Raw genomic sequence first — 13838 nt, forward strand, 5'->3', positions numbered from 1 at the left:
ACATCGACACCCTCCCCATACGACAACGTCGGCTCCCAAGACCACAACCAGGTCTTGGGAGCCGACGTCACGCACAGGCCCGAATTAACCAACAGCATCCCCGCACAGGGAGCCGGGCCCTCGGCGTGTGTGGAGTGCGCGCCGTCGCCTCATAGATCACTCTGGGTCTCTCATGACTACCTCAGAGTGAGGAGCACGTATGCGTCGGCCCTTGGTACGAGCGCTGTCTCTCGCGGCCGTGGCGGCCGTGATACCGCTGGCATCCCCTGCCCCCGCGGCGGCCGACAGCGTCGTCATCGGCGGCTATCCCGTCGAGATCTCCGAGAGCCCCTGGACGGTGGCACTGGCGAGTCGTGACCGCTTCGGGGGTACGCGGGCCGGGCAGTTCTGCGGGGGTGCGGTGATCGGCCGGTCGACCGTGCTGACCGCGGCCCACTGTCTGGGCGAGGCGGCGCTGGGCGCACCCCTGGGGCGGGTCCGCGATCTGAAGGTGATCGCCGGGCGCGGGGACCTGCTGGGGGAGGAGGGCAGGGAGATCCCGGTGCGTGCGGTCCGGGTCAACCCGGCGTACGACAGCTATACGAACGCCGGTGACCTCGCTGTGCTCACTCTCACCGAGCCGCTGCCTGCGAGCTCGGTGATTCGCATGGCGGGCTCCGGTGACGCGGCATACCGGCCCGGCACTGACGCCGTGGTCTACGGCTGGGGCGATACGACGGGCGGGGGTGACTTCGCACACGCTCTGCGGGCCACCCGGGTGCGGGTGCTGTCCGACGCCGTCTGCGAGGAGGCGTATCCGGGCAGTGCGGAAGGGAAGTATCTGGCCGACTCCATGCTGTGCGCGGGGGAGTTGGGTGGTGGCCGGGACGCCTGTCAGGGGGACAGTGGGGGGCCGCTGGTCGCCCAGGGGCGGCTGATCGGCCTGGTGTCGTGGGGGAGCGGCTGCGGACGGGCTGAGAGCCCAGGCGTCTATACGCGGGTCTCAGGCGTCGTCAGGGAGCCGGGCGCGGGCCACTGAGGAGTGCGTGTCAGTCACGGCTGATGACAGAGACGTACAGGCGTGGACGTACAGGCATGGTCGCCGGCTGGGGCGTACAGGCGCCGACGCCTGCTGGGATGTACACGGGCGTGGTGGCCCGCTGGGTTTTGCGGGCCACCAGGCATGACGACGGGCGGCTGCCCCTGATGCCAGGGACAGCCGCCCGGTCACCGGCCTGTGCCGTGCTGGCTCGTCGTGGATGCGAAGTGTCAGCGCTCTTCTTCGTTGGCGCTTGCCGGGGCGGCCGTCAGCCGCTCCGTCTCGTCCTGTATCTCAGCGGCGATCTTCTTGAGTTCCGGCTCGAACTTGCGTCCGTGGTGGGCGCAAAAGAGCAGTTCACCACCGCTGAGGAGGACGACGCGCAGATATGCCTGGGCGCCGCAACGGTCGCAGCGGTCAGCGGCCGTCAGCGGGCTCGCGGGGGTCAGAACAGTAGTCACGTCGCCTCTTCTCTAGCTCGACGAGCTGTCGTACCAGGGTCAACATCCAACCAGGCCCAAAACGTTCCCGCTCGGGACTCTGCCTCGGAAAAATCTCGATCCGAGTCGGCTGTCTGTTGCCGGTTGGCGGCGAATGAGCCGTATTGCGTGTCTTTGTATCTTTACGGGTTCGCGCTGTCTGTCAGGGTCAAGTCCTCCCGGCTGGGTTGCCGGTTGTTCATGAGGACGTGCCCGGAGCCTAAATGGTTCATGCCTGGAAGGGAACGTGATATGTACTTCACTCAATCGAGGGATCGAACAGGCATGCGACGCTGGACTACCCTGAGTCGCAGACGAGGGTGGCGTTACAACGGCTCTACCAGGCCTCTGTACCCTCGGACCGGCGACCGAAGCCGGTCCTTACCCTAAAGGGCCCCACTTGAAATTCAGCGAGGAGCGAACCGCGTGACCGCCGAGACGTCCGTGCCGTCCACAGCGCTGCTGACCGGAGCAGACCGGGACGGTTCCAACTACACCGCGCGGCACCTGCTCGTCCTCGAGGGGCTCGAGGCCGTGCGGAAGCGCCCGGGCATGTACATCGGATCGACCGACAGCCGCGGTCTGCTCCACTGCCTCTGGGAGATCATCGACAACTCCGTGGACGAGGCCCTGGGCGGGTACTGCGACCACATCGACGTGATCCTGCACGACGACGCATCGGTGGAGGTCCGGGACAACGGCCGCGGCATCCCCGTCGACGTGGAACCCAAGACCGGTCTCTCCGGTGTCGAGGTCGTGATGACCAAGCTGCACGCCGGCGGCAAGTTTGGCGGCGGCTCGTACGCGGCTTCCGGCGGCCTGCACGGCGTGGGTGCCTCCGTGGTGAACGCGCTGTCGGCCCGCCTGGACGTCGAGGTGGACCGCAATGGGCACACGCACTCCGTCAGCTTCCGGCGCGGTACGCCCGGTGCCTTCAAGGGGGCCGGACCGGACGCGGCCTTCGACGCCTCGGCCGGTCTGCGCAAGCTCAAGAGGATCCCCAAGACCCGCACCGGCACACGCGTGCGCTATTGGGCCGACCGCCAGATCTTCCTCAAGGACGCCAAGCTCTCCCTGGACACGCTGCACCAGCGCGCCCGCCAGACCGCCTTCCTGGTGCCCGGACTGACCATCGTGGTCCGCGACGAGTACGGACTCGGCGAGGGCGGCAGCAAGGGCGAGGAATCCTTCCGTTTCGACGGAGGCATCAGCGAGTTCTGCGAGTACCTGGCGAGCGACAAGCCCGTCTGTGACGTCCTCCGATTCTCCGGCCACGGCAGCTTCAAGGAGACGGTCCCGGTTCTGGACGACCACGGCCAGATGACGCCCACCGAGGTCACCCGTGAGCTCGGTGTCGATGTCGCGCTGCGCTGGGGCACCGGTTATGACACGACGCTCAAGTCGTTCGTCAACATCATCGCCACTCCCAAGGGCGGCACCCATGTCGCGGGCTTCGAGCAGGCCATCACCAAGACGGTCAACGAAGTGCTGCGCACGAAGAAGATGCTGCGCGTCGCCGAGGACGACATCGTCAAGGACGACGCCCTGGAGGGCCTCACCGCGGTGGTGACGGTGCGCCTCGCCGAGCCGCAGTTCGAGGGCCAGACCAAGGAGGTGCTCGGCACCTCGGCGGCCCGTCGCATCGTGACGAATGTCGTCTCCCAGGAGCTCAAGGCATTCCTGACCTCCACGAAGCGTGACGCCGCCGCCCAGGCCCGCGTCGTCCTGGAGAAGGCCGTCGCCGCCGCCCGTACGCGCATCGCGGCCCGCCAGCACAAGGACGCCCAGCGCAGGAAGACCGCCCTGGAGTCCTCCTCGCTGCCCGCCAAGCTCGCCGACTGCCGTAGCGATGACGTGGAGCGCAGCGAGCTGTTCATCGTCGAGGGAGACTCCGCGCTCGGCACCGCGAAGCTCGCGCGGAACTCCGAGTTCCAGGCGCTGCTGCCGATCCGCGGCAAGATCCTCAACGTCCAGAAGGCGTCCATCTCGGACATGCTCAAGAACGCCGAGTGCGGCGCGATCATCCAGGTCATAGGAGCCGGGTCCGGCCGGACCTTCGACATCGACGCGGCCCGCTACGGCAAGATCATCCTTCTTGTCGACGCCGATGTCGACGGCGCGCACATCCGCATCCTGTTGCTCACGCTCTTCCAGCGCTATATGCGGCCGATGGTCGAGGCGGGCCGGGTGTTCGCCGCGGTTCCGCCGCTGCACCGTATTGAGCTGACCCAGCCGAAGAAGGGCCAGGACAAGTACGTCTACACGTACTCGGACCGCGAACTGCGCGACAAGCTGCTGGAGTTCCAGAGCAAGGGCATCCGGTACAAGGACTCCATCCAGCGCTACAAGGGCCTTGGTGAGATGGACGCCGACCAGTTGGCCGAGACCACGATGGACCCCCGCCACCGCACCCTGCGCCGCATCAACATCTCCGACCTGGAGGCTTCCGAGCAGGTCTTCGACCTGCTGATGGGCAATGAGGTGGCACCGCGCAAGGAGTTCATCTCCAACTCGGCGGCGACCCTGGACCGTTCGCGCATCGACGCCTGAGCGCTCCGCTGGGAGGCAGTTCGACGGTGCGGGTTCGTAGTGGCTGGTCGCGCCCGCGCGGCGGAGCCGCATATGTCACAGTCCCGCGCCCCTTACGGGGCGCGATACCGCACCGGCCTTCACGAAGGCAGCCCAGGCACCCCAAGCGGCCGAAGCGACCAAGTGCCTCAGGGCGCCACCCACGCGTAGCGATGCTCGGGGCGTCCCGTGTCCCCGTACTTGAGGGTGAGCCGCAGCCGTCCGGCCTGTTCCAGATGGCGGAGATAGCGCTGGGCGGTGGAGCGGCTGAGGCCGGTCTGGGCGGCGACCTCGTGGGCCGACAGCGGATGTTCGGCCTCGTGCAGGACTTTGCAGATCAGGTCCGTGGTGGGTTCCGAGTGTCCGCTGGGCAGGCCGGGTGAGGAGGCTGTGGGCGTCGTACGCAGCGCGCCGAAGATCCGGTCGACCTGCTCCTGGCCCGCCACGCCCTGGCCCTCCACCCGCTCGACGGTGCGGTGCAGAGCGGCGTACGAGTCGAGGCGGGTGCGCAGCGCGGCGAAGGTGAACGGCTTGACCAGATAGTGCAGGGCGCCGAGGCGCATCGCGGCCCGCACGGTCTCCACATCACCGGCCGCCGTGATCATGATGACGTCGCAGTCGTGGCCGAGTTCCCGCATCCGCTGGACGAGTTCGAGACCCGTCCGGTCGGGCAGGTAGTGGTCCAGCAGCACCAGGTCGACGGGTTCGCGGGCCACGGTGGCCAGGGCCTGTGCCGCGGTGTGCGCGCGGGCGGTGACCCGGAAGCCGGGCACTTTGCCCACGTACTGTGCGTTGATTTCGGCGACACGAAAGTCGTCGTCCACGACCAGGACGTCAATCATCGGGCCTCTCTTCCCGAGCCCGGGCCTGCGTCGATCCCGTGCTCCGGCTCCAGCGTTGTAGCGCGAGCAAAACGAGCACAACACGCTTTTGCAAGCAGAAGAAGGCCTTGCGCTCACAAGACTGCTGCTCTTGCACGCGGCACCTCTACGGTCGCAAGGCAGGTGCGCAGACTCAGAGTTGGCGAAGAAGCAGGCCGCGGGCTGAGTTTCCTCGCACGGCTGGCCTCCCCTGACAGCCGTGCCGAGGTGGGCGCGGTTGCGATTCCCGTACTTCGACCGTGCCCTCAGGCGCGGGTCGCCCAGACGTAACGGTGCTCCGGGCGGCCCGCGTCGCCGTACTTGAGGCTCAGCGTCGCCCTCCCGGTGCGCTCCAGGAGCTTCAGATAGCGCTGGGCGGTCTGTCGGCTGAGCCCCGTCCGGTCCGCGATCTCCTGGGCCGACAGCGGGCCTTCGGCGCTCAGCAGCGCCTGGCGTACGGCCTGCGCGGTGGTGGGGGAGTGCCCCTTGGGCAGATTCGGCTCCGAACCCGCGGAGAGGGCGCCGAAGATCCGGTCGACCTCGGCCTGTTCGGCCTCGCCTCCGCCGTCGAGGGTCCGGCGCAGCGCCGCGTACGCCTCCAGCTTGGCGCGCAGTCCCGCGAAGGCGAACGGCTTGACCAGGTACTGGAGCGCGCCGTGCCGCATCGCCGCCTGGACGGTGGAGACGTCACGGGCCGCGGTCACCATGATCACGTCAGTCTGGTGGCCGCGCCGCCGCATCTCCTGGACGACCGCGAGGCCCGTCTCGTCGGGCAGATAGTGGTCGAGGAGCACCAGATCCAGCTGCGGCAGCGCCTCTACCTGTCGCAGCGCCTCCGCCGCGGAGTGCGCCTCGCCGGCGACATGGAAGCCCGCGACCTTCTCCACGTAGGCGGCGTTGACCCGGGCGACCCGGGTGTCGTCGTCCACGACCAGCACCTCGATCATCGCGACTCCTCCTTGGTGGTCGTGGTGCCTGCCACGGCGGCTTCCCACGCCTCGTATCCGACGGCGGCCCGACCGGGCTCCGGTGCGAGCCCCGGCTCCGCCAGCGTCTCCGGCAGCACGATGGTGAACTCCGCACCCCCGCCGTCCGCCTCCGCGACCTGAGCGCTGCCGCCCTGCCGCTCGGCGAGCCGCCGCACCAGGGAGAGGCCGATTCCGCGCTTGCCGTGAGCCGGAGGCTTCTTGGTGGACCATCCGTCGGTGAAGATCAACTCGCGCTGTTCGGCGGGGATTCCGGGCCCGGTGTCCCGCACCCTGAGTACCGCCGTACGCCCCTCCGCGCGCAATTCGACCTCCACGCGCGCGTGCTGCTTGCCGGCGACGGCGTCGAGCGCGTTGTCGACCAGGTTGCCCAGGATGGTGACCAGTCCCCGCGGATCGATCAGCTCGTCGGGGAACAGCGTTCTGTCCGAGATCCACAGCGCCACGCCACGCTCCGCCGCCACAGTGGCCTTGCCGACCAACAGGGCGGCGAGCAGCGGGTCGTGGATCTTCTCCGTGACCTGTTCCGCGGTGGCCCTGTGGTCGCCGACCACCTCTCCGACGAACTCCACGGCGTCCTCGTACATCTCCAGCTCCAGCAGGCCGAGGAGCGTGTGCATGCGGTTGGCGTGCTCGTGGTCCTGGGCGCGCAGGGCGTCGATCAGGCCGCGGGTGGAGTCGAGTTCGCGCCCGAGCTGCTCCAGTTCGGTGCGGTCGCGCAGCGTGGCGACGGCGCCGCCGTCGTCGGTGGGCATCCGGTTGGCGACCAGGACACGCTGACCGCGGACGGTGAGCAGATCGGTGCCGGTGAAACGTCCGGCCAGTACATCGGTCGTACGTCCCTCGCCGAGGGCCTCGTCGAGCGGCTGCCCGACCACCTCGTTGCCGATGCCCAGCAGGCGCTGTGCCTCGTCGTTGAGGAGCCGGATCCTGCCGCCGCGGTCCAGGGCGACGACGCCCTCCCTGATGCCGTGCAGCATCGCCTCGCGTTCCGCGAGGAGCGCGGCGATGTCCGAGAAGGCCAGGTCGCGGGTCTGCCGCTGGACTCGCCTGGAGATCAGATATGCGGCAAGGGCGCCGACGGCCATGGCCCCGCCCGCGTACGCGAAGAGGCCCGGGATCGCATTGAGGAGCCGGGCGCGCACGCTGTCGTACTCGATGCCGACGGAGACCGCTCCCACGATGTCGCCGTCGGCGTCGCGCATCGGCACCTTGCCGCGCGCCGAGCGGCCCAGCGTCCCGCTGTCGATCTCCATGACCTCGTGGCCGGCCAGGGCTTGCCCGGGGTCGGTCGAGACGATGTCGCCGATCCGTTCGGGGTCGGTGTGCGACCAGCGCACGCCTTCCGTGTTCATCACCACGACGTACTCGGCCCCGCTGGCCTTCCGGATCCGCTCCGCCTCGGTCTGTACGGGCCCGTCGGCCGTGGGACGCGTCGATGTCAGCTCCTCGGCGAGCTGCGGCTGCACGGCCGTGGTCTGCGCTATCGCGAGGGCGCGGCGCATCGCCTGGTCGTCCAGCTGGTCGCTGAGCGGAGCGAGGAACAGGCCGGTTGCGAGCACGGCGACTCCGGCGGCGATCGCCACCTGCATCAGCAGCACCTGCGAAAACATCCGTTTCGGCATGCCGAGGCGGAGTCGACGGGCAGGGGGAGTGGGACTCATGCCTATGACGGTACGGGGGCGGGCGCGCCGTGCCGTAGGGGGTGTGGTGTGGATCGCTTGAGTGAGCCGTGCTCAGCGGGCCATGAGGCTCGCAACAGCCGGGCGGGACAGTTCGCGCACCGCCACTACGTCCATCCGGGCCGGGGAGCCGAGGGCCGAGCCGCAGCTCTCCTGGCGGGGTGGCAGCGAGGCGCCCTGCGCGACGGTGACGCGCCAGATGCGGCCGTCGGTGTGGGCGACGGTCACCTCCCAGCGCGGCGCCGTGCCGTCCGTGCGGACGACGGTGAGGGTGCCCGCGGCCTCCTCGCCGGTCGCCGTGCGTACCGCCAACTCAGCCGTCTGGCCGGGGCGCTCCCAGGCGGAGCTCCCGCGGCACCCTTCGGTGACCACACGCCCTTCCTGTACGCCCTGGAGTATCTCCTTGACGGCAGGGGCCTCCGCGCGCCCGTACGCGTAGCCGAACGGCAGCACGAGCAACGTGGGTGAGAAGCGGTGGCCTCCCAGGTGGGTGACCTCCCATGCGCCGTCCACTCCTGAGGCCGCGAGTTCGGCAGCGAGGGGGCGACCGAGGAGGGCGCAGCAGCGGTCGCGCTTGCCGTTGGTGCAGACGAGGGCGAGGGGGTCGCCGGTGTGGGGGCGGCCGTCGAGAACCGTGTCGAAGGTGCCGGATGCGCCTCCGCCCAGTGCGGCGAAGTCAAGTTTGAGTAGCTGCTCGGGGTCTGACGTTGTGGCGCTGCGCAGCCATACGTTTCCAGGAGCGGTGTGGGCCGCGTACACCTGGCGCTCGGCAACTGTGTGGCAGTCGGCGTGCCGCCCAGGGCGGCGGATCAGCGCGATGCGTACGCCCGTGTCCTCCGTCGCCCTCTCCAGAGTGCGACCGAGGTCGGGATCCAGATGGCTCGAGGTCAGCGCATTGGCACCCCAGGGGCCGGGCTGCTCCAGCAGCAGCCACGTCCTCGCGGGGGCGGCGGTCCCCGCGAGGGGCTCGTCCAGGTCCCGGGAGACCTTCGTGCACGTACTCACGGAGGTAAGCCTAACCTGAGTTACCTGGAGTGGCATTCGGGGCTTGCGGGGTCACAGATCCGTGAGCGGCTGAGGTGGCTGTGGGCCTACGTAGTGTCCGCTCAGGCGCATGCGCATCGGGGTCTCCTCGTACTCTTCCAGGACGTGGGCGATCCAGCCGGCCGTGCGAGCCACGGCGAAGATCGTCTCGCCCGCGGACGCATGCATGCCGGATGCCACTGTGAGGACGGCGAGGGCCAGGTCGACATTGGCGTGCAGGGGGGCGTGGCGGGCGGTGGTGGCGACGATGTCCTGGGCTGCGGCCAGCGGGGGCCCGGCCCCGGGGACGTCCTTGAGGAGGGCGAACAGCGCACGCGCGCGTGGGTCCTCGCCCGGGTAGAGAGAGTGGCCGAGCCCTGGGACGCGGCGCCCGGCGCGCAGTTCGTCCGCGACCACGGGGGCCGCGGTGCCTCGGTCCAGCACGTCGAGGATCAGCCGGTGCGCGAATCCGCTCGCCGCTCCGTGCAGCGGGCCTTCCAGGGCGCCGAGGCCCGCGGACACGGCGGCGTACGCGTGCGCGCGGGCCGATGCGGCGACACGGACCGCGAGGGTGGAGGCGGCCAGGTCGTGGTCCAGGAGAAGGGCGAGTGCCGTGTCCAGGGCGTGCAATGAGGCGTCATCGGCCTTTCGGCCGCTGAGTCGTCCCCACAGGCGGTGGGCCAGCGGACCCCGGTCCCGATGGTCGCGCCGCAGGGGCGGCAGTGCCGCGACGAGCGTGGGGATGAGGCTGCGCGCGGTGCCGAGCACTGCCTCCTCGGAGAGGTCGAAGCGCAGCGGGTCCGCGGCCGCCGCGGCGATGGCCGCGACGCGGAGCCGGTCCGTGGGGTCGGCGTGCTCGGGCAGCGCGTCGACGGCCTGGCGGGCGACTGCGACGGACGCCTCCGGGGCGGTGAAGGTGACGCCGGGGTGCAGCACGCCCGTCCACAGCCACTCGGCGACCTCTTCGTAGGAGTGGCGCGCGGCCAGTTCGGTCGCTTCGACGCCACGGAAGTAGTAGCGGTCCTTCTCGATGAGAGTGATGCGGGTGCGTACGGAGAGCCCGCCCGCACTCGGTGAACTCCCGCTCGCCTCCCGCCTGTTGCGTCGCGCGAGCGCCTCCACCTCCTTGGCGTCGAAGGTGCTGCCCCGGCTGCCCGGTTCACGGCGGCTGCTGAGCTGACCGCGACTCACATACGCGTACACCGTCTCGGGCTTCACGCCGAGCAGCTCTGCGGTCTCCTTGGTGCTGATCCGTCGGCCTTCGCGGGCGGGAGCCGGTTCTTGATCCCTCATGGCGTCACCGTATCCGTATGGATCCGCTCCACTATAGATTGATCGAATCAATATTGACAGAGAAGCAATCAAGCATGGACAGTCGGATCAATTCCAGGGAGGGAACATGCAGATCAACCGTGCCGAGACCGCCTCTGTAGACGTACCGCGGGGACTCGCCGGCGTCGTCGTCACTGACACAGCACTGGGTGATGTCCGGGGGTTCGAGGGCTTCTATCACTATCGCCAGTACTCGGCCGTCGAGCTCGCGCAGAGCCGAGGATTCGAGGACGTCTGGCATCTGCTGGTCCATGGTGAACTGCCGGATGCGGCACAGCGTTCCGCCTTCGTGGCGCGGACCGCCTCGCTGCGGCGGCTGCCCGGCGAGGTGCTGGCCGCCCTGCCCGCGATCGCGGCGGCGAGTGGGCGGTCCGGGCCGCTCGCAGGCATGCGGACCGCGTTGTCGCTGCTAGGTGCGGCGCGCGAGTTCCGGCCGGTGTACGACAGTGACGCGGACCAGCGTCGTGCGGACGCGCTCGCTGCGGCGGCGGCCGTGCCGACGCTGTTGACGGCGCTCTACCGGCTGGACCGTGGCCTCGACCCGGTGGAGCCGCGGGACGATCTGCCTCATGCCGCCAACTACCTCTACATGATGACGGGTTCGGAACCTGAGCCGGAGCGGGCCCGGGCGATCGAGCAGTACTTGATCTCAACCATTGACCATGGATTCAACTCATCAACGTTCACGGCCCGGGTGATCACATCGACGGGAGCGGATGTGGTGGCCTGCCTCGTGGGTGCCGTGGGGGCCCTTTCCGGGCCGTTGCACGGCGGCGCCCCGAGCCGGGCCCTGGACACCCTCGATGCGATCGGTACGCCCGACCGCATCGACTCCTGGGTTCGCGAACGAGTCCTCGCCGGTGACCGCATCATGGGCTTCGGTCATGCCGTCTACCGTACCGAGGACCCTCGCTCCCGCATGCTCCGCGGCATCGCCCAGCGGTTCGGCGGCCCTCTTGTCGACTTCGCGGTCGAGGTGGAGCGCCGAGTGGAGGCGATCCTCGCGGAACTCAAGCCCGGCCGCGATCTCCACACCAACGTCGAGTTCTATGCGGGCGTCGTCATGGAACTGTGCGGTCTCCCCCGCGCGATGTTCACCCCCACCTTCGCCACGGCCCGCGTCGTCGGCTGGAGCGCCAACATCCTGGAGCAGGCACAGGACTCGAAGATCATCCGTCCGGTGGCGCGGTATGTGGGGCCGGGGGCGCCGGTGGCGGTGCCGGCGGGGGCTTGACGAACGAATGCCCGGCGCCATGACGGCGCCGGGCATTCCGCATCGCAGGTCACCCAATGCCGTTGACGGCTTCGTTGACCGCGACTGCCTCAAGCGTCGGGAATGTCAGCCTTTGCCCGTACCAGGGTCTCGCGCGTGATCACCACGATTCGTTCGTAGTCGGCGCGCGCCGCGTCGGCGGGTAGCTGTGAGTCGAGAGAAGTAGTTGCGTCTGTGCCGATGATGGCGAAATTTCCGTCGGCCAATTCGAAAATATCTGGGCAAGTTGCACCAGAAGCGCTACCTCGCGCGCGTGGAGATACACCGAGGCGACGGATGATCTGACTCACAGTTGTTTTCCCTTAGCGGTCTCAAGGCATATGCGCCTCCGCACTGTCGACGCGCCGATGCGATTACATCCCTGTAGGGCTGAGCCTCGGCAACCGGGCGGCTGGAGTGACGGTTCCTCGTGTTGGTCGACTCCTTGCGCGGTCGCGTGGCAGTCAACTCTGGCCCCAAGGATGGCAGACAAGCGCCTGTCATCAAGGATGAACGCGCCGCTTCGTTATCGTTCGGCTACAGAATCCACCCGCAAGTGGCATGAAGCGTAGGCGGAGTTTACATATCGTGCCGAAGCGGGCGTCTGAGTTATTGGTCGCCGGGCGGCTCCCCAACCACCCACCACTCGTCGATGTCGGCTTCCTCCAGTTGGCGCAGCAGGTCGTCGACCATCAGCCCGAGTTCGGCCTCTTCCGAGTTCGCGATGCTCGCCCGCTGCTGCTGCGTGGCATGCCAGTACTCGCGGACTATCGGGTTCTGAAAAATGCCCCGAACATGCCCGAAGAACTCATCACGGCTTATATTGCCGATGCGGTAATAAAAGAGCAGATTCGTGTACAGGGCGTTGGCAAACAGGTACTGGCGGCGCTTTTTGGGGGACACGGGCACCTCGTAGAGGTCCAGCACCTCGGCCAGCTCGGGGTCGTCTATGGCCTTGCTCAGCAGTTCCCAGTGCAGGCGCTGCTGGTTGGCGATGTTGGTGTGCTGCTGGGTGTGCGCGGTCTGCTCCAGGTGCTCCAGGCGCAGACGCAGTGACTCGAGTGTGTGACGGTGCGCGGCCATGGTGGCCAGAACACCCGCCACCATGCCGATCCCTGCTGCAGCCGCGGCGGAGCTCAGCCTCCGTATTCCGCGCTTCTGTGTGACCATGTCAACCCCCGAATCAGGCGACCGTCCGCCGGTCGTCGGGTGCGGGTCGACAGGGAACGGACCGGCGAGCGGGTGGGCGGCGCGCTTGCCGCCTTCCAGAGTGCCGAGCGGCTCTGATCGGCTGGGAGGCGGCCAAGAGGGCGCACAGGGGGAAGCGCGGGTCGCGTTTCCTGGCGCCATGTCCAACGTGTGCCCCCTGAACGCCGCTAACAATCGTTCACTTCGCGGGGTTTCCACCGGCTCGTATCCTGAGTCGGCATTCAATCCTCGTAATGAGAGCCGGTCCACGAGCCGGTGCACGCATCGGTGTGAGAGAGGTCGCGCGTTGAGTCCTGCGAGCCCCCAGCAGATCCCGGTCGTCGTCCTCGCGGGCTTCCTCGGCTCCGGTAAGACCACGCTGCTCAACCACCTCCTGCACAGCAGCGGAGGCAGCCGTATCGGGGCCGTCGTCAATGACTTCGGGGCGATCGAGATCGACGCGATGGCGGTTGCCGGCGCGTTGGGGGACTCGACCGTCTCCCTCGGGAACGGGTGTCTGTGCTGCGCGGTCGACGCAATCGAACTCGACGTCTACCTGGATCGGCTCGCCCAGCCCTCGGCCGGCATCGACGTCATCATCATCGAGGCGAGCGGCCTCGCCGAGCCGCAGGAGCTGGTGCGGATGCTCCTCGCCAGTGAGAACCCTCGCGTCGTCTACGGCGGGCTCGTTGAGGTCGTCGACGCCGCCGAGTTCGACGACACGAGGCAGAAGCATCCCGAGATCGACCGGCACCTCGGCCTCGCCGATCTCGTCGTCGTCAACAAGACGGACCGGGCAGAGGACCCCGAGCGTGTACGCCGGCTCGTCCGGACGCTGAATGATCGTGCCGCCGTCGTCCCCGCCACGTACGGACGGATCGAACCGGAGCTCCTCTTCGACTGCAAGCCGTCCACGGAGCGGATCGGGCAGCTGTCCTTCGACGACCTGCATGAGGACGGCCCTGAGCACGGCCCCGGGCACAGCCATGGGGAGGATCACGAGCACGGTAGCCGGCACGCCGGACACCTGCACTCCGCCTACGAATCCCTCGCCTTCACCTCCGAAGTGCCCCTCAACCCGCGCCGGTTGATGGATTTCCTCGACAGCAGGCCTGAGGGCCTCTATCGCATCAAGGGGTACGTCGATTTCGGCGCGGCAGACATCCGTAACCGGTATGTCGTGCATGCCGTGGGCCGGTTCCTGAGGTTCTACCCGGAGGCCTGGGCGCCCGGCGAGGAGCGCCGCACCCAGCTCGTCCTCATCGGCTCCGGCATCAACGCCCCCGCACTCGGCAAGGAGTTGGAGGCGTGCAAGGAGGACGCCCCACACACCGACGAGCACAGCATGTGGGGCGTTCTCCGCTACGTACAGGACCCCGATGTCCAGGACCGCGACGGACAGGCTCAGGGCCCGGAGTCCGTGGAAACGCGCCCCGAAGCCTGAGGCCTG

Annotated in this window: 12 protein-coding genes; 4 read left to right on the forward strand and 8 right to left on the reverse strand. The window is 68.5% G+C overall.

Features of this window, described 5'->3' with window-relative positions; translation table 11 throughout:
* Positions 1–199 precede the first annotated feature (199 nt).
* Complete coding sequence (locus ABD357_RS26020; RefSeq protein WP_344393358.1) at positions 200–1018, forward strand: S1 family serine peptidase; 819 nt, start codon at positions 200–202, stop codon at positions 1016–1018.
* Between the two features lie 230 nt (positions 1019–1248).
* On the opposite strand, the gene ABD357_RS26025 is transcribed toward ABD357_RS26020, so the two are convergent.
* Entirely contained in the window at positions 1249–1479 is a 231-nt protein-coding gene (locus ABD357_RS26025) for a DUF7455 domain-containing protein (protein ID WP_165255467.1), read from the reverse strand.
* 444 nt (positions 1480–1923) lie between these two features.
* On the opposite strand from ABD357_RS26025, the gene ABD357_RS26030 reads away from it, so the two are divergent.
* Complete coding sequence (locus ABD357_RS26030) at positions 1924–4047, forward strand: DNA gyrase/topoisomerase IV subunit B (RefSeq protein ID WP_344393359.1); 2124 nt, start codon at positions 1924–1926, stop codon at positions 4045–4047.
* 167 nt (positions 4048–4214) lie between these two features.
* Here ABD357_RS26030 and ABD357_RS26035 read toward each other — a convergent pair whose 3' ends face one another.
* From ABD357_RS26035 to ABD357_RS26055, 5 genes are all read right to left on the reverse strand, one after another.
* Entirely contained in the window at positions 4215–4907 is a 693-nt protein-coding gene (locus ABD357_RS26035; protein WP_344393360.1) for a response regulator, read from the reverse strand.
* Between the two features lie 284 nt (positions 4908–5191).
* On the reverse strand, positions 5192–5872 hold the full coding sequence (locus ABD357_RS26040; protein WP_344393361.1) for a response regulator: 681 nt from the start codon (positions 5870–5872) through the stop codon (positions 5192–5194).
* Complete coding sequence (locus ABD357_RS26045) at positions 5869–7575, reverse strand: ATP-binding protein (RefSeq protein ID WP_344393362.1); 1707 nt, start codon at positions 7573–7575, stop codon at positions 5869–5871. The genes ABD357_RS26040 and ABD357_RS26045 overlap by 4 nt, the downstream gene beginning before the upstream one ends.
* Before the next feature lie 72 nt (positions 7576–7647).
* Positions 7648–8598 carry a ferredoxin family protein gene (locus ABD357_RS26050; RefSeq protein ID WP_344393363.1) on the reverse strand — a complete coding sequence of 317 codons (951 nt, stop codon included), beginning with the start codon at positions 8596–8598 and terminating at the stop codon, positions 7648–7650.
* 51 nt (positions 8599–8649) lie between these two features.
* Positions 8650–9909, reverse strand: a complete 1260-nt coding sequence (locus ABD357_RS26055) for a citrate/2-methylcitrate synthase (protein WP_344393364.1) — start codon at positions 9907–9909, stop codon at positions 8650–8652.
* A gap of 106 nt (positions 9910–10015) precedes the next feature.
* Here ABD357_RS26055 and ABD357_RS26060 point away from each other — a divergent pair, with 106 nt between their 5' ends.
* A complete protein-coding gene (locus ABD357_RS26060; RefSeq protein WP_344393365.1) occupies positions 10016–11182 on the forward strand; it encodes a citrate synthase/methylcitrate synthase in 1167 nt (388 codons plus the stop codon).
* Between the two features lie 89 nt (positions 11183–11271).
* Here ABD357_RS26060 and ABD357_RS26065 read toward each other — a convergent pair whose 3' ends face one another.
* Entirely contained in the window at positions 11272–11511 is a 240-nt protein-coding gene (locus ABD357_RS26065; RefSeq protein ID WP_328768194.1) for a hypothetical protein, read from the reverse strand.
* A gap of 298 nt (positions 11512–11809) precedes the next feature.
* Positions 11810–12370 carry a DUF6082 family protein gene (locus ABD357_RS26070; protein WP_344393367.1) on the reverse strand — a complete coding sequence of 187 codons (561 nt, stop codon included), beginning with the start codon at positions 12368–12370 and terminating at the stop codon, positions 11810–11812.
* Positions 12371–12695: 325 nt separating this feature from the next.
* Here ABD357_RS26070 and ABD357_RS26075 point away from each other — a divergent pair, with 325 nt between their 5' ends.
* On the forward strand, positions 12696–13832 hold the full coding sequence (locus tag ABD357_RS26075) for a CobW family GTP-binding protein (RefSeq protein ID WP_344393369.1): 1137 nt from the start codon (positions 12696–12698) through the stop codon (positions 13830–13832).
* Positions 13833–13838: the final 6 nt, after the last annotated feature.

The sequence above is a fragment of the Streptomyces vastus genome, from assembly GCF_039532825.1.
In the GTDB taxonomy this organism is placed as follows: Bacteria; Actinomycetota; Actinomycetes; order Streptomycetales; family Streptomycetaceae; genus Streptomyces; species Streptomyces vastus.